At 72.6% G+C, this 21,949-nt stretch carries 13 protein-coding genes; 3 read left to right on the top strand and 10 right to left on the bottom strand.

Annotated features, from left to right (window positions below; translation table 11 throughout):
- Positions 1–144: 144 nt before the first annotated feature.
- The 4 genes from OO52_RS35430 to OO52_RS35415 all read right to left on the bottom strand — a co-directional run bounded on the left by OO52_RS35430 (position 145) and on the right by OO52_RS35415 (position 9,544).
- The gene (locus OO52_RS35430) at positions 145–1,548 is read right to left on the bottom strand and encodes a dipeptidase (RefSeq protein WP_030649626.1); all 1,404 of its coding nucleotides are present in this window, start codon (positions 1,546–1,548) and stop codon (positions 145–147) included.
- 53 nt (positions 1,549–1,601) lie between these two features.
- A complete protein-coding gene (locus OO52_RS35425; protein WP_030649629.1) occupies positions 1,602–5,198 on the bottom strand; it encodes an ATP-dependent helicase in 3,597 nt (1,198 codons plus the stop codon).
- 174 nt (positions 5,199–5,372) lie between these two features.
- Positions 5,373–8,858, bottom strand: a complete 3,486-nt coding sequence (locus OO52_RS35420; RefSeq protein ID WP_106972112.1) for an ATP-dependent helicase — start codon at positions 8,856–8,858, stop codon at positions 5,373–5,375.
- Between the two features lie 257 nt (positions 8,859–9,115).
- On the bottom strand, positions 9,116–9,544 hold the full coding sequence (locus tag OO52_RS35415) for an MGMT family protein (protein ID WP_231406411.1): 429 nt from the start codon (positions 9,542–9,544) through the stop codon (positions 9,116–9,118).
- A gap of 186 nt (positions 9,545–9,730) precedes the next feature.
- Between OO52_RS35415 and OO52_RS35410 the strand changes: the two genes are divergently transcribed.
- Positions 9,731–12,691: a lysylphosphatidylglycerol synthetase family protein gene (locus OO52_RS35410; RefSeq protein WP_030649638.1), complete on the top strand. Its 2,961-nt coding sequence runs from the start codon at positions 9,731–9,733 to the stop codon at positions 12,689–12,691.
- 85 nt (positions 12,692–12,776) lie between these two features.
- Positions 12,777–14,321 carry an alpha/beta hydrolase gene (locus tag OO52_RS35405; protein WP_030649640.1) on the top strand — a complete coding sequence of 515 codons (1,545 nt, stop codon included), beginning with the start codon at positions 12,777–12,779 and terminating at the stop codon, positions 14,319–14,321.
- A gap of 76 nt (positions 14,322–14,397) precedes the next feature.
- Here the strand turns inward: OO52_RS35405 and OO52_RS35400 are convergent, their stop codons facing one another.
- From OO52_RS35400 to OO52_RS35380, 5 genes are all read right to left on the bottom strand, one after another.
- Entirely contained in the window at positions 14,398–15,612 is a 1,215-nt protein-coding gene (locus tag OO52_RS35400) for a sensor histidine kinase (RefSeq protein ID WP_030649644.1), read from the bottom strand.
- 1 nt (position 15,613) lies between these two features.
- Entirely contained in the window at positions 15,614–16,339 is a 726-nt protein-coding gene (cseB, locus tag OO52_RS35395; protein ID WP_051818721.1) for a two-component system response regulator CseB, read from the bottom strand.
- 43 nt (positions 16,340–16,382) lie between these two features.
- Complete coding sequence (locus OO52_RS35390; RefSeq protein ID WP_078877410.1) at positions 16,383–17,279, bottom strand: endonuclease/exonuclease/phosphatase family protein; 897 nt, start codon at positions 17,277–17,279, stop codon at positions 16,383–16,385.
- A 194-nt stretch (positions 17,280–17,473) separates the two neighbouring features.
- On the bottom strand, positions 17,474–18,466 hold the full coding sequence (locus tag OO52_RS35385; protein ID WP_078877408.1) for a D-alanyl-D-alanine carboxypeptidase family protein: 993 nt from the start codon (positions 18,464–18,466) through the stop codon (positions 17,474–17,476).
- Positions 18,467–18,741: 275 nt separating this feature from the next.
- The gene (locus OO52_RS35380) at positions 18,742–19,011 is read right to left on the bottom strand and encodes a barstar family protein (protein ID WP_030649655.1); all 270 of its coding nucleotides are present in this window, start codon (positions 19,009–19,011) and stop codon (positions 18,742–18,744) included.
- Positions 19,012–19,315: 304 nt separating this feature from the next.
- Between OO52_RS35380 and OO52_RS35375 the strand changes: the two genes are divergently transcribed.
- Positions 19,316–20,227, top strand: a complete 912-nt coding sequence (locus OO52_RS35375) for a hypothetical protein (protein WP_030649657.1) — start codon at positions 19,316–19,318, stop codon at positions 20,225–20,227.
- Between the two features lie 494 nt (positions 20,228–20,721).
- On the opposite strand, the gene moeZ is transcribed toward OO52_RS35375, so the two are convergent.
- Complete coding sequence (gene moeZ, locus OO52_RS35370; RefSeq protein WP_030649660.1) at positions 20,722–21,900, bottom strand: adenylyltransferase/sulfurtransferase MoeZ; 1,179 nt, start codon at positions 21,898–21,900, stop codon at positions 20,722–20,724.
- Positions 21,901–21,949 lie beyond the last annotated feature (49 nt).

Below are 21,949 nucleotides of genomic sequence, written 5' to 3'. Positions count from 1 at the left end.
AGTGCAGCGGTTCTTTCGGCGGGCGGTTCGGCGGGACGTAGGGCGGGAGGGCACCGGGCCGGGTGCGGCCGGGGCGGCGGGACGGTCGGGGCGGTCCCTCCAGTGTGCCCCGCGCGCGGTGCCCGGCCGTACGGCGCCGGCCGGTCAGGGTGCGGTACGCCAGTTCCGGGCCAGGTCGTCCCACAGGTAGGCGCTGGTCTCGACGCCCTTGAGGAGGAGGTCCAGCTCGACCTTCTCGTTGGGTGCGTGCCAGCCGTCGGACGGGACGGAGATGCCCAGGAAGAGCACGGGGGCGCCGAGGACTTCCTGGAGGTCGGCGGCGGGTCCGGAGCCGCCCTCCCGGGTGAAGCGGACCGGCCCCTGGAAGGCGCGGCCCATGGCGCGGGCCACGGACTGCAGCGCGGGGTGGTCGAGCGGGGTCAGGCAGGGGCGCGTGGCCGAGCCGAAGTCGATCTCGTACCGGATCCCGGCGGGCACCTGCTCGGCGGCCCAGGCGCGGACGGCCTTCTCGATCTGGTCGGGGTCCTGGCCGGCGACCAGCCGGAAGGACAGCTTCACCATGGCGGTGGCGGGGATGATCGTCTTGCTGCCGGGGCCCTGGTAGCCGCCGCCGATGCCGTTGACCTCGGCGGTCGGGCGGGCCCAGATGCGCTCCAGGGTCGAGTAGCCGGCCTCGCCGTGGAGGGCGGAGGACTTGGCGGTGCGCAGCCAGCGCTCCTCGTCGAAGGGCAGCTCGGCGAACAGTTCGCGTTCGCGGTCGGTCAGCTCGACGATGCCGTCGTAGAAGCCGGGGACCGCCACGCGCGCGTGCTCGTCGTGGAGGGCGGCGACCAGGCGGGCGGCGGCGGTGGCCGGGTTGGGCACGGCGCCGCCGAAGGAGCCGGAGTGGATGTCCTGGCCGGGTCCGTACAGCCGGATCTCGCACTCGGCGAGGCCGCGCATGCCGGTGCACACGGTCGGGGTGTCCTCGGACCACATGCCGGTGTCGGAGACGATCACGGCGTCGGCGGCGACGCGCCCCGCGCGCTCTTCCACCAGGGTCCGGAAGTGCGGGGAGCCGGACTCCTCCTCGCCCTCGATCAGCAGCTTGAGGTTGACGGCCGGCGCGGTGCGGCCGGTCGCGGCGAGGTGGGCGCGGACGCCGAGTGTGTGGAAGAACACCTGGCCCTTGTCGTCGGCCGCCCCGCGCGCGTAGAGGCGGTTCTCGCGGACGACCGGTTCGAAGGGGTCGCTGTCCCAGCCGTCCTCGCGGGCGGCGGGCTGCACGTCGTGATGACCGTAGACCAGGACCGTGGGTGCCTCCGGGTCGCCGGACGGCCACTCGGCGAAGACGGCGGGGGCACCGGGGGTCTGCCAGACCTCGGCGGTCGGGAAGCCGCTCCGCTTCAGCTCGGCGGCGAGCCAGTCCGCGCTGCGCCGTACGTCGGGAGCGTGCTCGGGCTGGGCCGACACGGAGGGGATGCGCAGCCACGCGGTGAGGTCGTCGAGGAAGGCGGCGCGGTGCTGCTCGATGTACGTGCGGACGGCGCTGTCCGGGGTCTGGCTCATGCTCACGAGCCTATCCGCCCGCGCCGGCATCCTCGGCGGGCGGTTCGTCACACTCAGCCTGCCTCCGGTGTGCGTTCCGCCTCGCCCGTGAGCAGCCGCTCCAGCGCGGCCCGGTCCGGCAGGCCCTCGGGGCGTACGACCTCGCCGGTGCGCACGTACAGGAACGACGCGGTGACCGACTCGGGCGGTATGCCCTGCTGCTCGGCCCAGGCCAGCCGGTACACGGCGAGCTGGAGCGGGTCGGCGGTGCCGGTGCGGCCGGTCTTCCAGTCGACGATCTCGTACGTCGCCCCGTCGCCGTCGCCGTGCCGGTAGACGGCGTCGATGCGGCCCCGGACGACGCGGCCGGCGAGGGTGAGCTGGAAGGGGGTCTCGACCCGGTACGGGGTGCGCCGGGCGTACTCGGTGCGTTCGAAGGCCTCCTTGAGGGCTTCCAGGTCGCGTTCGTCGGCGATCTCGGCGTCGCCGCCGGGCAGCTCGTCCGGTTCCAGCAGGGGCAGGGTCAGCTCCTCGAAGCGGGTTTCCACCCAGGCGTGGAACCGGGTGCCCCGGCGCGCGGCCGGTTGCGGGGGGCGCGGCATGGGGCGCGCGAGTTCCTGTGCGAGCCCGTCCGGGTCCTCGGCGAGCCGCAGCAGCTGGGTCGCGGTGAGCGTGGTGGGCAGGGGGACCTCGGTGACGGTCTGCCGGGCGCGCAGCAGCTCTCCGGTGAGCGCGTCCAGGTCACGGTCCCAGGAGGCGATGGTGCGGGCCTCCTCCGGGGTGAGGGCGGTGGTGGGCTGCGGTTCGGCGACCCGGGGACGGTCCTGCGGGGCGGGCGCCTGGTGCGGGACCGTGGGTCGTTCGGCGTGCCAGGAGTCCCGGTCGAAGGGCTCGCCGCCGAAGGGGTCGTCGTGGAGGGGCTCGGCGTGGGAGGGGTCGCCGTCGAAGGGCTCGGCGTGGAAGGGGTCGTCGCCGAACGGATCGTCGTGCGGAAGATCCTCCTCGTGCGGGACGCCCGCGTACCGCTCCTCGCCGTACGGATCGTCGCCGTACGGGTCGTCGCCGTACGGGTCGTCGCCGTACGGGTCGTCGTCCGGTGGCGCGGGCCAGTCCGGGTGGTCGGCGCCGGCGGGGTCGTGCAGGGCCGGTCGGCGCCCGTCGGCGGGTCCGGCGGCGAGGGCGTCCAGGTGGGCGAGGACGGTCTCGGCGGCGGCGCGGCGGCGGGCCAGGGCGGCGGCGTCCAGCGGGAGCGGCCACACCTGGTCGGCGGTGGCCGCGCGCAGGGCCGGGTTCTCCGCGTCCTCGGCGGGCGGGTCCGCCCACACCTCGATCTCGCCGTACCCGGCGGCGCAGTGGTCGTACAGGGCCTGGAGGAAGTCGGAGGGGCCGCGCGGCTTCTTCTGGCTGGGCCCCCACCAGTGGCCGGAGCCGAGCAGGAGCGAGCGGGGGCGGGTGAAGGTGACGTAGCCGAGGCGGAGTTCCTCGGTGTGCTGGTGCTCCTTCATGGCCTCGTGGAAGGCCTTCATGCCGCGCGAGTCCCAGGAGTGCACGTCGGGCAGGGTGTCGGTGTCGCCGCGCAGGGCGTGCGGCAGCACCTTGGCCTGCGCGGTCCACTTCTCGCGGCCCTGGCCGCTGGGGAAGGTGCCGGTCACGAGTCCGGGGACGGCCACGACGTCCCACTCCAGGCCCTTGGACTTGTGCGCGGTGAGCACCTTGACGGTGTTCTCGCCGCCGGGCAGGGCGTTGTCGAGGCCCTTCTCGTACTGGGCGGCGGTGCGCAGGAAGCCGAGGAAGGCCAGCAGGGTGGCCTCGCTGTCGCTCGCGGCGAAGGAGGCGGCGATGTCCAGGAAGTTGGACAGGGTCTCGCGGCGGCGGGCGGCGAGCGCGTGCGGGGACGCCGACAGCTCCACCTCCAGGCCGGTGACGGCGAGGACGCGGTGCAGGACGTCCATCAGCGGGTCGGACAGCGAGCGGCGCAGGTCGCGCAGCTCGGCGGCGAGCCGGGCGAAGCGCACGCGCGCGTCCGGGGAGAACGGCAGCCCGTCGTCGTCGCCCTTCTCCATGGGCGCTTCCAGGAAGGTGTCCAGGGCGTCCGCGAGCGAGATCACCTCGGACGGGTCGACGCCCTCCACGGCCTCGGCGAGCCGGCGGTCCGGGTCGTCGGTGCCGTCCACGCGCGCGTGGGCGACCAGCAGCCGGGCGCGGCGGCCCAGCAGGGCGAGGTCGCGGGGCCCGATGCGCCAGCGCGGTCCGGTCAGCAGGCGCACCAGGGCGGCGTTGGCGCCGGGGTCCTGGAGGACCTCGCACACGGCGACGAGGTCGGCGATCTCGGGCAGGTGGAGCAGGCCGGAGAGGCCGACGACCTCCACGGGGATGTCACGGGCGACGAGGGCGCCCTGGATCTCGGCGAAGTCGGTCGCGGTTCGGCACAGTACGGCGATCTCACCGGGTGGCGTGCCGGTGTGCACGAGGTGGGCGAGGGAGTCGGCGATCCAGTCGATCTCCTCGGCGTGGGTGGGCAGCAGGGCGCAGCGGACCGTGCCGTCGTACTCGGCGCCGGGGGCCGGGCGGAGGGCCTCCACGCCCGCGTGCAGGGCGCGCAGGGGTGCGGCGAGGTCGTTGGCGAGGTCGAGCAGGCGCCCGCCGCTGCGGCGGTTCTCGCTGAGCGCGTGCCGGGTGGCGGGCCTGCCGTCGGCGTGGGCGAAGTGGTCGGGGAAGTCGTCCAGGTTGGCGACGGAGGCGCCGCGCCAGCCGTAGATGGCCTGGCAGGGGTCGCCGACGGCGGTCACCGGGTGGCCGGTGCCGGCGCCGAACAGGCCGGCGAGCAGGACGCGCTGGGCCACGGAGGTGTCCTGGTACTCGTCCAGGAGCACCACGCGGAACTCGTCGCGCAGCAGGCGGCCCACCTCGGGGATGCGGGCGAGGCGGGCCGACAGGGCGATCTGGTCGCCGAAGTCGAGCAGGTCCCGCGCGCGCTTGGCGGCCCGGTAGCGCTGGACGAGTTCGGCGAGTTCCCGGCGGGCCGCTGCGGCCTCCGGGATCTTGCGCAGGTCGGCGTTGGTGAGCTTGGCCCCGTCCAGGGTGCGCAGCAGGCCGCTGTCCCAGGTGCGCAGTTCCTCGGGGTCCACGAGGTGCTCGGCGAGTTCGGAGTCGAGTGCGAGCAGGTCGCTGACGAGGTCGGCGAAGGAGCGGGTCAGTGCCGGGTACGGGCCAGGGGCCTCGCGCAGCACGCGCGCGGCGAGCTGGTAGCGGGTGGCGTCGGCCAGCAGGCGTGAACTGGGCTCCAGGCCGAGCCGCAGGCCGTGGTCGGTGAGCAGGCGGCCGGCGAAGGAGTGGTACGTCGAAATGACCGGCTCGCCCGGGGGGTTGTCCGGGTCGATGACATCGGGGTCGGTGACGCCGGCCTTGATCAGCGCCTTGCGGACGCGTTCGGCCAGCTCGCCGGCGGCCTTGTTGGTGAAGGTCAGGCCGAGGACCTGTTCGGGGGCGACCTGTCCGGTGCCGACCAGCCAGACCACGCGGGCCGCCATCACGGTGGTCTTGCCCGACCCGGCACCGGCCACGATCACCTGCGGGGCGGGCGGCGCGGTGATGCAGGCCGTCTGCTCCGGGGTGAACGGGATGCCGAGGAGCTCTTTGAGCTGCTCGGGGTCGGTGATACGGGCGGGCATGTCGAAAGAGGCTAGCGGCGGGGACTGACAATCGAGACCGGATCGGCCGCCCGGGACGGAAGAAGCGCAGGTCAGCCCCTGTGGTGCCGTACATCACCCTCGCCAGGGTCACGTCACCCTGGGTGAGACCCACGTCACCCTGGTCGGGGCCACGTCGCTCGCGTCGCGGTCGGGTCACTCGACCACGTGCCGTCCCTCCGGGCGCGCGCTGCACGATGCCCGGAACGCGCAGTGCGTGCAGTGCTGGCCGGCACTCGGTGTGAACCGCTCGTCGAGGACCTTCCCCGCGGCGGTGGCCAGCAGCTCGCCGACCCACTCCCCCGTCGGCGGCTCCTGGGTCTGCACCTTGGGCAGGTCGTCGCCCCCGTCGCGCTTGGCGGCGCCCTGTCTGAGGTGGACGAGTTCGGCGCCGCCCGGCTCGGGGCGTACGCCGTCGAAGGCCGTGTCGACGGCGCCTTCGCGGACGGCGAGCTGGTAGACGGCGAGCTGGGGGTGCCGCTCCACCTCGCCGGCGGTGGGCGCCTGTTTGCCGGTCTTGAAGTCGACCACGTAGGCGCGGCCCTCGGCGTCCGTCTCCACGCGGTCCATCTGGCCGCGGATGCGGACCTGGTAGTCGCCCGCTTCGAGGGTGACGTCGAAGTCGTGCTCGCTCACCACCGGGGTGCGGCCCGCCCGGTCCAGCACGTGCCAGTTCAGGAAGCGTTCCAGCGCCACGCGCGCGTTGTCCTTCTCCTGCCGCGACTTCCACGGCGCGTCGAAGGCGAGCGCGTTCCACACGGAGTCCAGGCGTTCCATGAGGACGTCGAGGTCGGCGGGGGTACGGCCGGAGGCGACCTCGTCGGCGAGGACGTGGACGACGTTGCCGAAGCCCTGCGCGGTGGTGGCGGGGGCGTCCGCCCTCACCTCGCGGCCCAGGAACCACTGCAGCGCGCAGGTGTTGGCGAGCTGGTCGAGGGCGCTGCCGGAGAGCACCACGGGCTGGTCCCGGTGGCGCAGCGGCACCTTGCTCTCGGTCGGCTCGAACATGCCCCACCAGCGGTAGGGGTGTGCGGACGGCACCAGCGGGCGGCCGTCCTCGTCGGCGAGCGCGGCGAGCCGGGCGAGCCGGCGGGCGGCGGCCTCCCGCAGCGCGGCCGACGCGCGCGGGTCGACCGTGGTCGCGCGCAGCTCGGCGACGAGCGCGGCGACGGACAGCGGCCGGCGGGGACGCCCCGTGACGTCCCTCGGCTCGACGCCCAGCTCGGTGAGGAACCGGGACGGCTGGTCGCCGTCGTCGGCCGGTGCCTTCACGGCGGTGACGACGAGGCGGTCACGCGCGCGCGTGGCGGCTACGTAGAACAGGCGGCGCTCCTCGGCGAGCAGCGCGCCCGGGGTGAGGGGCTCGGCGAGTCCGTCGCGGCCGATGCGGTCGGCCTCCAGCAGCGAGCCGCGGCGCCGCAGGTCGGGCCAGAGTCCCTCCTGGACGCCCGCCACGACGACCAGGCGCCACTCCAGACCCTTGGCGCGGTGCGCGGTCATCACGCGGACGGCGTCCGGGCGTACCGCGCGGCGGGCGAGCGTGTCGGCGGCTATGTCCTCGGCCTCGATCTGTTCCAGGAAGTTCAGGGCGCCGCGGCCGCCGATGCGCTCCTCCGCGCGCGCGGCGGTGGCGAACAGCGCGCACACGGCGTCCAGGTCCCGGTCGGCGTTGCGGCCGGCCGCGCCGCCGCGCCGGGCGGCCCGCTCCAGCCGTCCGGGCCACGGTGTGCCCTGCCACAGGTCCCACAGCGCCTCCTCGGCCGTACCGCCGCCGGCGAGGCGCTCGCGGACCTTGCGGAGCAGCGCGCCGAGGCGTTGCGCTCCGCGCGCGTACGCCGGGTCGTGCACGGCCAGGCGCTCGGGTTCGGCGAGCGCCCGCGCGAGCAGCTCGTCGGACGGGGGCGGCAGGGGGTTCCCGGCGGCCCGTTCCTCCTCGCGCAGGGCACGCCCGAGACGGCGCAGGTCGGCGGCGTCCATGCCGGCGAGCGGTGAGGTGAGCAGGGTGAGGGCGGTCTCGGTGTCGAGCCAGGAGGCGCCCGGAGCGGGTTCCGCGACGGCGGAGGTGCGTTCCCCGGCGGCACCGGTACGTCCGCCGACAATATCGACGTGTTCCCCGGACGCACCGGCCCGTTCCCCGGAGGCGTCGGTAGCCGCGCCTTCCCCGGCCCCGCCGGCGCGTTCCCCGGTCGTCTCCTCACCAGCCGGTTCGCCCCCCTCCGGAGCCCCGGCCGGTTCCTCGTCCCGGTGCCGTGCCTCCGCCGTTGCCACCGCGCGAAGGGCCGTGAGCAGTGGTGCGACCGCGGGCTCGTGCCGCAGGGGCAGCTCGTCGCCGTCGACGTCCAGGGGGACGCCGGCCGCGGTGAGGGCACGGCGGAGGGCCGGGAGGCGGGAGCCGGCGCGTACGAGGACGGCCATGTCGCTCCAGGGCACGCCGTCCTCCAGGTGCGCGCGGCGCAGGACGTCCGCGATGTTGTCCACTTCCGCGCCGGGCGTCGGGTACGTGTGGACCTCGACCCGGCCGCCGTCCCGTACGGCGGCCGGCTCCCGGTGGGCGCGGACCTTCTCGGCGGGCAGCCGGGACAGCGGCATGCGCTGGGTGATCAGGCGGGTCGCGGCCAGCAGGGCGGCGCCGGAGCGGCGTGAGGTGCGCAGCACCGCGACGGGGGCGGGACGGCCGTCCGCGCGCCGGAAGGCGGCCGGGAAGTCGAGGATGCCGTTCACGTCGGCACCCCGGAAGGCGTAGATCGACTGGTCGGGGTCGCCGAAGGCGACCAGGGTGCGCCCCCCGCCGGCCAGGGCGTGCAGCAGCCGGACCTGGGCGGCGTCGGTGTCCTGGTACTCGTCGACGTACACGGCGTCGTACTGGGCCGCGAGCCGTGCCGCCGTCTCCGGGCGGCGGGCGAGCAGGACCGCGCGGTGGACCAGTTCCGCGTAGTCGAGCACGCCCTGGAGGTCGAGGGTGTCGAGGTACTCGGCGAGGAACGCGGCCGCCGCCCGCCAGTCGGGGCGGCCGATGCGGCGGGCGAAGGCGTCCAGGGCGTCCGGGCCGAGCCCCAGCTCACGGCTGCGGGCGAGGACGGCACGGACCTCGTCGGCGAAGCCGCGCGTGGTCAGGCAGGCGCGCAGTTCGTCCGGCCAGCGCACATGGGTCAGACCGAGCCGCTCCAGCTCGGGCTGGCCGGCGAGCAGCTCGCGGACGGTGACGTCCTGCTCGGGGCCGGAGAGCAGGCGCAGCGGCTCGGTGAACCGGCCGCTGTCCTGGTGGGCGCGGACCAGCGCGTAGCAGTACGAATGGAACGTGGTCGCCCTGGGGGCGCGGGCGGCACCCATGCGCAGGGCCATGCGGTCGCGCAGGTCGACGGCGGCTTTGCGGCTGAACGTGAGCACCAGGATCCGCTCGGGGTCGCCGCCCCGGGCGATCCGGGCGGCGACGGACTCGACCAGCGTGGTGGTCTTGCCGGTGCCGGGACCGGCGAGGACGAGGAGCGGTCCGGTCCGGTGGTCAACCACGGCACGCTGCGCCGCGTCAAGACGAGGGGGATCCACGACGGCCGGAGGGGTACGGACCAGTCGGTAAGCGCCACGGCTCCCCTGCCGCACCGGTGGGTGCGGCGGGCGCCTGGTGGAGGAAGAGGAGCTCACGTGATGTGCCGGTCCTGGTGGTCGTACTGGCGGGCAGGCGGTCACGCGCGCGAGGCGGTGACCGCGGGATGACGTGGACACGTGCTGCCGACGCTACGCCGCCGCTCCGGACGGAAGCAGGGCTTCCGCTTCTTCCCTCGCGGCGCTCGCGTCACGCGCGTCCCACATCTCACGAACGTACGGCATGCCACGGACGTCCCCCATGTCCCCCGAACGGATCACAGGCCCTCCGCGGCGGCATCCGATGGCGGAAGCTGTCAGGTGTGACCCTCCGCACCCGCGCCGCCGTCCCATCGGGCCCGTCGCATGTCGAGCCGTGGCAGATGGCCCTCGGTGCTCCTGCCCGCCTGCTTCAGCGGGGTGCCCTCCGCGCGGTAGTGGGCGAGCGCGCGCAGTTCGTGTCCGGGCAGCAGCACGCCGTCGGCGCGTACGACACGCCACCACGGGACGGCGCCGCCGTAGAGGGCCATCACCCGGCCGACCTGGCGCGGCCCGCCCTCCTCCAGCCACTCCGCGACGTCGCCGTAGGTCATGACCCGGCCCGGCGGAATCCGCTCGGCGACGTCCAGGACCCGCTCGGCGTACTCGGGCAGCGCGTCCGAGTCCTCCGGCGGCGCGTCCGCGTACGCCGGCAGCGCGTCCGCGTACTCCGCGCGGGCGTCTTCGGGAGGGCTCTGCTCGCTCATCCACCCCATCCTGCCGCACCCCGCCGACGTTCCGGCGGGGGCCGTGAGGAACGGTCCTCTCGCCCCCGCGCGGTCCTTGGGGCAGACTGTGCGCCCGCGCATCCGCACCCTGATGCCCGTGAGTGTCGGTGGGGCATGCCACCATCGTGCGGGCGGTGACTGGTGATACGAGACCAAGAAGAGACCATGAAGGAGCAGGGCGTGCACCCCGAAGGAGCGGCGGGCACCCCTGACGCCTCCGCGCGTCCCGGTCCCGCCCGCGCGGACGACGGCGGCACCGGCGCGCAACAGGAAGACATCGGTCCGCAGACGCGGAAGGGCAACGGTCCGCGCGAACGGGACGACGCCGGTCCGCGCGAGCAGGACGACATCGGCCAGCGCGAGCAGGACGACACTCAGCCCAAGGACGACGACGGCACGCGCGCGCGGGAAGACGCCCCCGAGGCGGACGAGGGCGAGAGCGCGCTCGACACCGCCGGGGGACCGCCCGCCGAGGCGGCGCACGTCCCCGGGACCGCGCCCTCGGACCGCCGTCCGTGCGCCGACGACGACCCCCACGCCGAGCAGGTGGAGCGCGACGAACCGCTGCTCCCCGCGCGCGTGCACCGCCCCTCCGACCTGATGCGGCTCCTGGTGGGCCTGCTCGGCATCGTGGTGCTGCTCGCGATCGCCGCGTTCGCGCACGGCACCACCTCGGGCCTCGAACAGGACATCAACAAGGGCACCGGGCAGGCCCCGGACCTGCTGATCAAGATCGCGGGGCTCGCGTCCAGCATCGCGATCCTGCTGGTGCCGGTCGCGTTCGCGATCGAACGGCTGATCAAACGGGACGGGCTGCGCATCGCCGACGGCGTCCTCGCGGCGGTCCTGGCGCACGGGGTGACGCTCGCCACCGACCTGTGGGTCGCCCGGGCCGCCCCGGACTCGATCCAGGAGGCGCTCACCCAGCCCTCGCCGGGCGACATCCACGCCCTGACCGACCCGGTGCACGGCTATCTGGCGCCCGTGATCGCCTATATGACGGCCGTCGGCATGTCCCGCAGACCCAGATGGCGCGCGGTGCTGTGGATCGTGCTGCTGCTCGACGCGTTCTCGATGCTGGTCACCGGCTACACGACCCCCTTCTCGATCATCCTGACGGTGCTGATCGGCTGGACCATCGCCTACGGCACCCTGTACGCGGTCGGCTCCCCCAACGTCCGCCCGACCGGCCAGACCCTGATGGCGGGCCTGCGGCACGTCGGCTTCCACCCCGTCGGTGCGGCCCGCGAGGAAGTGGTGGAGACGGAGAACGGCGACCGGGGCCGGCGCTACTTCGTCTCCCTGGAGGACGGCCCGCCGCTGGACGTCACGGTCGTCGACCGGGAACAGCAGGCCCAGGGCTTCTTCTACCGGGCCTGGCGCAATCTCACCCTGCGCGGCTTCGCCACCCGCTCCAGCCTCCAGTCGCTGCGCCAGGCACTGGAGCAGGAGGCGCTGCTGGCGTACGCGGCGATCGCGGCCGGCGCCAACGCGCCCAAGCTCATCGCCACCTCGGAACTGGGCCCGGACGCGGTCATGCTCGTCTACGAGCACACCGGCGGGCGCACGCTGGACTCGCTGGCCGACGAGGACATCACCGACGACCTGCTGCGCAACACCTGGCACCAGGTGCGGGCGCTGCAGTCCCGGCGCATCGCGCACCGCAGGCTGGCCGGAGACGCGATTCTGGTGGATCGTTCCGGCAGGGTGATCCTCACCGAACTGCGCGGCGGCGAGATCGCGGCCGGTGATCTGCTGCTGCGCATGGACGTCGCCCAGCTGGTCACCACGCTCGGTCTGCGGGTCGGTGCCGAGCGGGCGGTGGCCTCGGCGGTGAAGGTGCTCGGCCCGGACGCGGTCGCCGACTGTCTGCCGATGCTCCAGCCGATCGCGCTGACGCGCTCCACGCGCGCGACGCTGCGCCGACTGGCCCGGGAGCGGGCCGAGCGCGAACGGGAAGCCGTGCTCGAAGCCTCCCGGCAGGCCAAGCTGGCCCGTCTGGAGGAGGCGCCCGAGACGGCCCCGCCCGGGCTCGAGAAGCCCGACAAGAAGGCGGTCCGCGCCGAGCAGCGCGCGGAGAAGCGGGCCATCGACGAAGCCCTCGAAGAGGCCCGCGAGGAGGATCTGCTCACCCAGATCCGGCACCAGGTGCTGCGGATCAGGCCCCAGGCGCCCGTGGAACCGGCCCGCCTGGAGCGGGTCCGGCCGCGCACCCTGATCAGCTTCATCGCCGGTGCGATCGGCGCGTACTACCTGCTGACGCAGCTCACCCACATCGAGTTCGGCACGCTGTTCGCGCAGGCCCAGTGGGGCTGGGTGGCCGCCGCGGTGCTGTTCTCCGCGCTCAGCTACGTCGCCGCCGCGATGGCCCTGCTGGGCTTCGTACCGGAACGGGTGCCGTTCCCGCGGACCGTGGCGGCACAGGTCGCCGGGTCGTTCGTGAAGATCGTGGCGCCGGCCGCGGTCGGCGGTGTTGCCCTCAACACGCGCTTCCTCCAGCGCGCCGGCGTACGCCCGGGGCTCGCGGTGGCGAGCGTCGGCGCCTCGCAGCTGTTCGGACTCGGCTGCCACATCCTGATGCTGCTGTCCTTCGGCTATCTCACCGGCACGGAGAAGACGCCGTCGCTGTCGCCGTCCCGCACGGTCATCGCGGGTCTGCTGACCGTGGCGGTCCTGGTCCTCGTGGTCACCTCGGTGCCGTTCCTGCGGAAATTCGTCGTCACGCGCGTGAGGTCGCTGTTCGCCGGTGTCGTGCCGCGGATGCTCGACGTGCTGCAGCGGCCCCAGAAGCTCATCACCGGCATCGGCGGCATGCTGCTGCTGACCGCGTGCTTCGTGATGTGCCTGGACGCCTCCATCCGGGCCTTCGGCGACGGATCGGTGTCGCTGAGCATCGCCAGCGTCGCCGTCGTCTTCCTCGCCGGCAACGCGCTCGGCTCCGCGGCGCCCACTCCCGGCGGCGTGGGCGCGGTCGAGGCGACCCTCACCGTCGGCCTGATCGCCGTGGGCCTGCCCAAGGAGGTCGCCGCGCCGGCCGTCCTGCTGTTCCGGCTGCTGACCCTGTGGCTGCCGGTGCTGCCGGGCTGGCTTGCCTTCAACCACCTCACCCGCAAGGGCGCCCTGTAAGCGGGCCCGTCCGGGCCCGCCGGTGAGGTACCTCGTACGGCCCGCGTCCCGCGCGCCCCGGCGTGCGCGCCCCCACGATGGGGGTATGGCGAACCCGTTCCGGCTGCGCGCCGCCGCGCTGACCACCACCGCTGTGCTGCTCTCCGCTGTGCTGGCCGGATGCGGCGGCAGTGGCGAGGACGGGGACCTCACGGCGCAGAAACTGGACTGGAAGGACTGCCCGGCCCCCTCCGAGGCGGAGGGCGGCGGCAGCCCTCCCTCCCCGCTGCCGAACGGCGCCAAGTGGCAGTGCGCGACCATGAAGGCCCCGCTGGACTGGAGCAGGCCGAAGGGCGACACCATCGGCATCGCCATGATCCGCGCCCAGGCCACCGGCCCCGCGAGCAGGCGGATCGGCTCGCTCGTGTTCAACTTCGGCGGCCCGGGCGGCAGCGGCGTGACCACACTGCCCGCGTTCGGCGCGGACTACGCGGCCCTCGGCACCCGCTACGACCTGGTCAGCTTCGACCCGCGCGGAGTCGGCCGCAGCGCACCGGTGGAGTGCGAGAGCGATGCCCAGCTCGACGAGTACTTCCAGCAGGACGCGACCCCGGACGACCACGCCGAACAGGTCCAGCTCCTGAACCGGACCAAGCAGTTCAACGGGGCCTGTGAGAAGAACTCCGAGAAGATCCTGCCGCACGTGCGCACCACGGACGCGGCCCGCGACATGGACCTGATGCGCCAGGTCCTCGGCGACGACAAACTGCACTACTTCGGCATCTCCTACGGCACCGAACTGGGCGGTGTCTACGCCCACCTGTTCCCGAAGCGGGTGGGCAGGGCCGTCCTGGACGCGGTGGTGGACCCCACGCAGGACCCCGAGCAGAGCGCGCTCGGGCAGGCCAGGGGCTTCCAGCTCGCGCTGGACAACTACGCGAAGGACTGCACCTCGAAGCCCGAGGAGTGCCCGATCGGCAGCACCGAGCAAAAGGTGAAGGACCGCATCGCGAAACTCCTCGCCGACCTGGAGAAGAAGCCGATCCCGGGCATCTTCCCGCGTCAGCTGACGCAGACCGCCGCCACCAACGGCATCGCGCAGTCCCTGTACTCGAAGGACTTCTGGGAGTACCTCACCGAGGGGCTGGAGCAGGCGTACGACGGCGACGGCAAGATCCTCATGCTGCTCTCCGACTCGATGAACGGCCGCAACGAGAACGGCGAGTACAGCAACCTCACCGCGGCGAACACCGCCATCAACTGCGCGGACGACAAGCCCCGGTACACCGCGGACGACGTCCGGCGGAGTCTGCCCGAGTTCCACGCCGCGTCCTCGCTTTTCGGGGACTACCTGGCCTGGGGCATGGTCAGCTGCACCGACTGGGCCGTGCCGGGCGCCGCCGACCATCCCGACGTCAGCGCACCCGGGGCGGCGCCCATCCTCGTCGTCGGCAACACCGGCGACCCGGCCACTCCGTACGAGGGCGCACGGAAGATGGTGGAGGCGCTCGGCAAGGGCGTCGGCGTGGAGCTGACGTACAAGGGCCAGGGGCACGGTGCGTACGACAGCAAGAACGAGTGCGTGCAGAGCGCGGTGAACGGCTACCTGCTGGACGGGAAGAAACCGAAGGCCGGCACGGTCTGCTCCTGAGGCGGGCCGGGCCCGGACGCCGCGTCGTCGGTGCCGGGCCGTCCGCGAGGGCCGGTTGGCGGAACCGGGGCGTCGGTCAGCCGGGCGGCAGACGCAGCGTGGCCATCGCGCCTCCGTCGGGCGCGTTGGCGAACTCCAGACGCGCCTCGATGACCTGGGCCTGGCCCAGCGCGACCGTCAGCCCGAGGCCGTGGCCCCGGCCGCGCTCGGCCGCTCCGGTGCGGAAACGTTGCGGCCCGTGGGCGAGCAGTTCCGCCGGGAAGCCCGGGCCGTGGTCGCGTACGACGACGGTGGCGCCGTCCACCGTCACGGTGACCGGTGCCCGCCCGTGCCGGTGGGCGTTGCCGACCAGGTTCGCGAGGATCCGGTCCAAGCGCCGCGGATCGGTGCGTACCGTCCCGGCGTCCGCCGCCGACATCCGCACCGTCAGGCCGGTGCGCCGTACCGAGTCCGCCACCACCTCGCCGAGCGGGACGGTCACCGTGTCAGCCTGTTCCGCGCCCGCGTCCAGCCTCGACACCTCCAGCAGCTCCTCGACCAGCGTGCTCAGCGCCCGGACCCGGTCCCGCACCAGGTCGGTCGCCTCGCTCCCGGGCAGCAGTTCCGCGGAGGTGACCAGCCCCATCAGCGGGGTCCGCAGTTCATGCGCCACGTCGGCGGTGAACCGCTGCTCGCTGCGCAGCCGCCGCTCAAGGCTCCCCGCCATCTGGTCGAAGGCCACCGAGATGTCCGCGATCTCGTCCCCGCCCCGCCCCGGGCCGCCGGTCCGCGCATCCAGTTCGCCGTCGGTGATGCGGCGAGCGGTGGCGGCGACCCGGCGCAGTCTGCGGACCAGGAGCCCCGTGGCCAGCGCCGACAGCGGCAGCACCACAGCCAGCGCCGCGATCGCCGCATACACCATGTGCCGGTCGAGGGCCTTACGGCTGAGCCAGTCGAGGTCCATGATGACGCGGACGCCCGTCCACCGGCCCTGGGACTCCTCGGCGGCCCACATCCACGGCACGTTGGCCACGTGTGTGTCGTACAGGGTCTGGGGCCTGCCGCCGGCCGCGCGTACCTCGTCGCGGAGGGCAGGGGGCAGTTCCCGGGGACTGGTGAGGACGTCGTACGCGCCCGGCTCGTGCCGCTCCGCGTCGGCGAGCTGGGCGAGGGCCTTGGCCCTGCCCTCCGCGATCGAGCGCTCGTACGTCGCGGAGTGCACGAGGACACCGATGACCAGGGCGACCACGCAGCAGGCGGTGGCCACCAGAGCGGTGATCTTCCAACGCAGTGAGGCGAACGGGTGGGTCATGTCAGCGCACCAGCTTGTAGCCGAAGCCGCGGACCGTCTCGATCCGCTCGGCGCCGATCTTCTTCCGCAGCCGTTGCACGCCCAGGTCCACGACCCTGCTGTCGCCGTCCCAGCCGTAGTCCCACACGTCGCGCAGCAGCCTCTGCCGCTCCAGCACCGTCCCCGGATACGCGGCGAACTCCAGCAACAGCCGCAGCTCGGTCGGTGTCAGGGCCACGGGCTCGCCGGCCACGCGCGCCTCCAGCCCCTCCGTGTCGAGCGTCAGGTCTCCGAAGGTGAGCACCTGGTGGCCGCCGACGGCCGGCTCGGGGGCCGGCTCGGCGCGGGTGAAGGTGGCCCTGCGCAGCAGCGCGCGTATCCGCGCCAGCAGGACCGAGGGCTCGACGGGCTTGACGACGTAGTCGTCCGCGCCTGCCTCCAGGCCCCCGACCACGTCGATCGCGTCACCGCGAGCGGACATCATCAGGATCGGCACCGAGCTCGTCTCCCGCACCCGCCGGCACAGTCCGATGCCGTCGAGGCCCGGCAGCATCACGTCCAGGAGCAGCAGGTCGTGGCCGCCCGCGCGGAACAGATCCAGGCCCGTCAGCCCGTCCTCCGCGGATGTCACGGTGTAGCCGTAGCGCTCCAGCACGAGCCCCACGGCCCTGCGGATCACGGTGTCGTCCTCGACGAGGAGCACGTTCACGGATTCGGACACGCCTGCCACACCTGCCCCACTCGCCACATACGCACGAATTGCTCACCAGCCATCGCCGGAGTCAGGAAGACTACGGCCGGAAGTCGACCGAAGCGGCGACCGGTCGGTGGTCGCTGCCGGTCCGCGGCAGCGTCCACGCCGCCACGGGCTCGACCCCCTGCGTGAACACCTGGTCGGGCCGCACCACCGGCAGGGCCGCCGGCCAGGTGAAACCGAAGCCCGCGCCGGCCGCCTGCTGCGCCGACCGCATCACCGAGGTCACCGGGGCCAGTCCGCGGTCGTCCGGGCTTCCGTTGAAATCGCCCATGAGGATACGCCGCCGCTCCGGGGCTTCGCGGACCGCGTCGACGAGCCGCACCACGGCGTGGTCACGCCAGTTCGTCGCGAACCCTTCGGCAGGCCGTACCCGCACCGACGGCAGGTGGGCCACGAACACGACGACAGGCCCCTCCGGTGTCTCGACCGTCGCGCGCATCGCCCGCGTCCACGCCATGATCGGCACCGGCCGCACGTCCCGCAACGGCCGTCTGCTCCACACGCCGACGGTGCCGTCCACCCGGTGGTACGGATAGACGCCGGCCAGCACCCGCTCGTACGCGGGGGCGTTCGCGTCGGTCAGCTCCTCCAGCCCGATCACATCGGCGCCGGAGGCGACCAGTACACGGCCGGCCCGTTCGGGGTCGGCGTCACCCACATTGTGGCTGACCACGGTCAGGTCACCACCCGTGCCGCGTTTGTCGGCGAGCGTGCCGCCGAAGAGGGACACCCAGGTCACGGCCGGCAACAACACGGCGACCAGCGCCGTCGCCGACCGTCGGACCAAGGCGATCGCCAGCAGCGGGAGCACGGCCGCGCCCACCCAGGGCAGAAAGGTCTCGACGAGGCTGGGCAGCCGGCCGGGGCCGTTGGGTATCCGGCGGTGCAGCAGGAGCACGGCCGTGCACAGCAGCGCGAGCCCCGCCGTCACCCGCCCGCGCCGCCACGACCACGGCGCCGCAAGGCCTCCGGCCCTGGCGACCCCGGTCCCCTGCGAGGGCCCGGTCTCCTGCTCGGCCCCGGTCCCCTGCTCGGGCTCGGTCCGCTGTCCGGCCCCGGCTCCCTGCTCAGGCCCTCCCTGCTCAGGCCCGGCTGATACCTGCGGCGCTGTGCCCGCACCCCCGCTCACGCCGACGCCCCCCGTCCCGAGGCCAGCGCCGCGCGGACTGCTGTGATCAGTCGCTCGCTGCGCTCGAGGGCCGCCTGGAGTCCCTGTTCCGGGGACGTGTTCGCCCGCTGGTGCAGGACCACCCCCAGCACCAGCCGCTCCCGGCCGTCGCTGTCCGCCGTCGCCGCCCACGCCAGGTTCCCGCCGGCCGGGGTGCTGGAGCCGGTCTTGAGGCCCACGACCCCGGGGATCCGCAGCAGAGTGTTCGTGTTCGTGACCGCCCCCGGGATCCCGGGCATGGTCGTGCTCCGGGTGGCGACGATCTTCCGGAACACACTGTTCTTCATCGCCTCCCGGGCCAGTCTCAGCTGATCCCACGAGGTGCTGACGGTCGTCGTCTCGATGCCGCTCGCGCCCGTGTAGGTCGTGCGGTCCATGCCGAGCCCGGACGCTGCCCGGTTCATCTTCTCGGTGAACGCCTCCTGGCTGCCCGCGTCCCAACGTGCCAGCATCCGCGCGATGTTGTTGGCCGACGGGAGCAACAGCAGTTCGAGCAGCCGGCGCTGCGAGAACCGCTGTCCCGCCTGCACCGGAGCCGTCGACTCCGTCCCGGACACCGACTCGTCGGCCGCCTGCCGGTCGACGGTGATCTCCGGGCCCTGCTGCGTGCCGTGCAGCGGGTGGTCGCGCAGGATCACGTACGCCGTCATCACCTTGGTGAGGCTGGCGATCGGTACCGGCGTCTGCTCACCCCGCGTCCCGAGGCTGCCCAGCCCCTCGACCTCCACGCTCGACTGACCGTCGGCCGGCCACGGCAGCTCTGCCGCCAAGGTGGCGACACGCCGGTCCGGCGCTGCGCTGTGGCCGTCGGTGGACCCGGGCCGGCCGACGCCGACGGCGGCGGCGACGGTGACGGTGACGGCGAGGGCGGTCAGGGCCGGCAGCGAGATGAGCGCGATCCACGGCGGCGCATGGCGCGGCCGCCGGCCGGGCGGGGAGTACAGCAGCATCGGACGACCTCCGAACCGGGGAAAGTGGGATGTCACCCACAGTCCCGGGCCCGTGTGTCCGGATCGCGATGACCGTGTATCCGCCGCCGCTGAGCCGTGTATCGGTTGTGCATCCGGCAAACGAAGAGGAGCCCACGCCAGCTGACCTGGTCAGGTTCCATGGGCTCCTACTGGCTCACCGCCCGGCGGGAGGTCCGGTCAGTAGACCGGCCCTCCAGGCGATGCACCCCGTGACCTGCTGGTAGCACCATGCCCAAGCCCGGAGATTGCTCATGCTAGGCATACTCAGCGACGAACTTCGGGCGGTACGTGGCTTGATAGTTGCCGAGCGCCTGCCGAAGCATGACGGCCCCGCTGGGAACGCCGGCCGCCAGGTGCTCCCACCCAAGGAAGCGCACATGGTCCGGGATCCTGACTAGGCCAGTGATTGCGTCCCAGAAGGCAGCCCAGTTCATGCCGTAGAAGTCCGGGAAGCGCAGCTCCCGCTTCAGAAGCAGGTGCAGGGCGCGCTCGTCGGTCACCTCGCTGACGTCAATGGTGATCACGGTGACATGCTTGCATGCGGTCGCAGCGTTCCGACATCCACGAATGACGTCAACGGCGGCGGACGGCGACGGCAATGAGCAGTCGTGTGCGGCAGCGGTGCACGAGGCGGGCCCGTATGGGGCATGGAAAGACTCACGACACCGACCAAGGGTTGTGCACGCCGGTCCAACTCGACGCGTGAGAAGCGACATGCGCGCAACCTGTGACGTCTGGGCATCCGCTGTGCGCTGAGTGCATGTGGGGAGGTGTCATCGAAGTTCGCCTCCACTCGCATTCCTCTGTCCACACGTCCCAGGGGGACCCTTGAACCTTCGCGTGTCCAACCGCGCCTTCACCAGAGTTGCCACCGCGCTCGCGCTCACTCTGGCCTTCGCCGGTGCGAGCACCGGCCTGCTGCACGGGCACGAAGCGCAGGCACTGACCGTATCGTCCGGCTCGATGAGCTTCAGCGGCGACGCGGGCGACTACATCAGCGGCGGCCAGTCGTACTCCTACTCGCCGGCCGCCGGCGATACCCTCAACGTCAACGGTTCGAGCGACGACAACCACATCTCCGTCAGCGTCGACGGCGCCAACGGTGACTGGTGGTACCTCGATCTCGCTGCCCCCGCCGGGCAACAGCTCGCGCCCGGTGACTACACCGGCGCCACCCGCTATCCGTTCAACGAGGCCGCGGAGCCCGGCCTTTCCATCGACGGCAACGGACGCGGGTGCAACACGCTGACCGGATCGTTTTCCGTCGCAGACGTGGTCTTCGGCCCGAACGGCTATGTGCAGAAACTCGACGCCACCTACGAGCAGCACTGTGAGGGCGGCACCGCCGCGCTGCGCGGCGAGATCCACATCGACAACCCGGTGCCGCCGGCTGCACTCGACCTGGGCGTCGCCATCGACCTCAAGGGCACGGCGAGCTACCTGAACGGCAAGGCCACCATCGGCGGCACCGTCAGCTGCAACGAGCCGACCCAGGTGGACGTCTCCGGCACTGTCACTCAGGTCGCCCACCGCATCCTCATCAAGGGCTCCTACGCCACCAAGGTGGCCTGCGAGCCCGGCGCCCCGGTCGCCTGGACCGCGACGGCCACGCCCACCGGAACCACCCCGTTCCAGAAGGGCGACGTCGAGGTGCAGGCCCAGGCTCAGGCCCAGGACCCGCACTACGGCCAGACCGTGACGGTGACGCAGACCGCCGTGGTCGCGCTGAGCAAGGACTGATCAGCCGCACACCGTGGCGATGAACTGGACCGGGTGAACCGTTCTTCAAGGTGAGGTTCCGCGCCGGCGTATCCGGTGCGGAACCTCACCTTGTTATGTCCTGGTTCGCAAAAGTTGCGTACGGTGATCGAGGACAGCCCCGGACCCCGGACCAGGCGACGGCTGACATGCGTCTGCGACCGGGGGTCGGCTCGACGCGGAACCCAAAGACGCGTGCCAGAGGCCCTGTCTTCATGCTCCGCCACGCCAGAATCACCCGCCCCGAGGGCCACTTTCGATCACACCGCACTCACGATCGATGGCTGCCGAGTCTGCATAGTCAGGAACAGGCCGTTCCAGCAGGGCAGCCCTGCCCCGTAAACGATCAAGCATCACCGCGACAGCGGCTATGGCGCCGGTGTGATGACCCCGACCGACAACGACAGAGGCCCACGGCATCTGAGCTGGTCAGAGCCGTGGGCTTCGTCAGCCTCGCTGGTGAGCGAGACCCGTGATCAGTAGACCGGCTTCTCCGGTTCGATCTGGTTGACCCAGCCGATGACGCCGCCGCCGACGTGGACCGCGTCGGAGAAGCCCGCGGACTTCAGGACCGCGAGGACTTCCGCACTGCGGACACCCGTCTTGCAGTGCAAGACGATCTTCTTGTCCTGCGGGAGGCCCTCCAGGGCGGTGCCCATGAGGAACTCGTTCTTCGGGATCAGCTTGGCGCCCGGGATGGAGACGATCTCGTACTCGTTCGGCTCGCGGACGTCGATGATCTCGATGTTCTCGCCGTCGTCGATCCACTCCTTGAGCTGCTTCGGAGTGATCGTGGAGTCGGCCGCCGCCGCCTGGGCCTCCTCCGAGACGACGCCGCAGAAGGCCTCGTAGTCGATGAGCTCGGTGACGGTCGGGTTCTCGCCGCAGACCGCGCAGTCGGGGTCCTTGCGGACCTTGACCTGGCGGTACTGCATCTCCAGGGCGTCGTAGATCATCAGACGGCCGACCAGCGGCTCACCGGTGCCGGTGAGGACCTTGATCGCCTCGGTGACCTGGATGGAGCCGATGGACGCGCACAGCACGCCCAGGACGCCGCCCTCGGCGCAGGAGGGGACCATGCCGGGGGGCGGGGGCTCCGGGTAGAGGCACCGGTAGCAAGGGCCGTGCTCGGACCAGAACACCGAGGCCTGGCCGTCGAAGCGGTAGATCGAACCCCACACGTACGGCTTGTTCAGCAGCACGCACGCGTCGTTGACCAGGTAGCGGGTCGCGAAGTTGTCGGTGCCGTCGACGATCAGGTCGTACTGGCTGAAGATGTCCATCACGTTGTCGGCTTCGAGCCGCTCCTCGTGAAGGATCACGTTCACGTACGGGTTGATGCCGAGGACGGAGTCGCGCGCGGACTCGGCCTTGGAACGGCCGATGTCGGCCTGGCTGTGGATGATCTGGCGCTGCAGGTTCGACTCGTCGACCTCGTCGAACTCCACGATGCCGAGGGTGCCCACGCCCGCGGCGGCCAGGTACATCAGCGCCGGCGAGCCCAGGCCGCCTGCGCCCACACAGAGCACCTTGGCGTTCTTCAGCCGCTTCTGCCCGTCCATGCCCACGTCGGGGATGATCAGGTGGCGGGAGTACCTGCGGACCTCGTCTACGGTGAGCTCAGGAGCTGGCTCGACCAGGGGTGGCAGCGACACGGGGACTCCGTTGGTCGGTCGATCACTACAGTTGTTCTACTCGTAACAC

Source organism: Streptomyces flaveolus, from assembly GCF_000716535.1.
GTDB classification, from domain to species: Bacteria; Actinomycetota; Actinomycetes; order Streptomycetales; family Streptomycetaceae; genus Streptomyces; species Streptomyces flaveolus_A.
The sequence above is the reverse complement of the archived record's forward strand: the minus strand, read 5'-3'. Positions and strand labels throughout refer to the sequence as shown.

Bases quoted from the DNA above. Each gene is read 5' to 3' on its own strand.
- OO52_RS35385 (WP_078877408.1), bottom strand. From the start codon at position 18,466: ATGCTGCTGTACTCCCCGCCCGGCCGGCGGCCGCGCCATGCGCCGCCG.
- OO52_RS35430 (WP_030649626.1), bottom strand. From the start codon at position 1,548: ATGAGCCAGACCCCGGACAGCGCCGTCCGCACGTACATCGAGCAGCAC.
- OO52_RS35410 (WP_030649638.1), top strand. From the start codon at position 9,731: ATGAAGGAGCAGGGCGTGCACCCCGAAGGAGCGGCGGGCACCCCTGAC.
- OO52_RS35405 (WP_030649640.1), top strand. From the start codon at position 12,777: ATGGCGAACCCGTTCCGGCTGCGCGCCGCCGCGCTGACCACCACCGCT.
- OO52_RS35400 (WP_030649644.1), bottom strand. From the start codon at position 15,612: ATGACCCACCCGTTCGCCTCACTGCGTTGGAAGATCACCGCTCTGGTG.
- OO52_RS35415 (WP_231406411.1), bottom strand. From the start codon at position 9,544: ATGAGCGAGCAGAGCCCTCCCGAAGACGCCCGCGCGGAGTACGCGGAC.
- OO52_RS35425 (WP_030649629.1), bottom strand. From the start codon at position 5,198: ATGCCCGCCCGTATCACCGACCCCGAGCAGCTCAAAGAGCTCCTCGGC.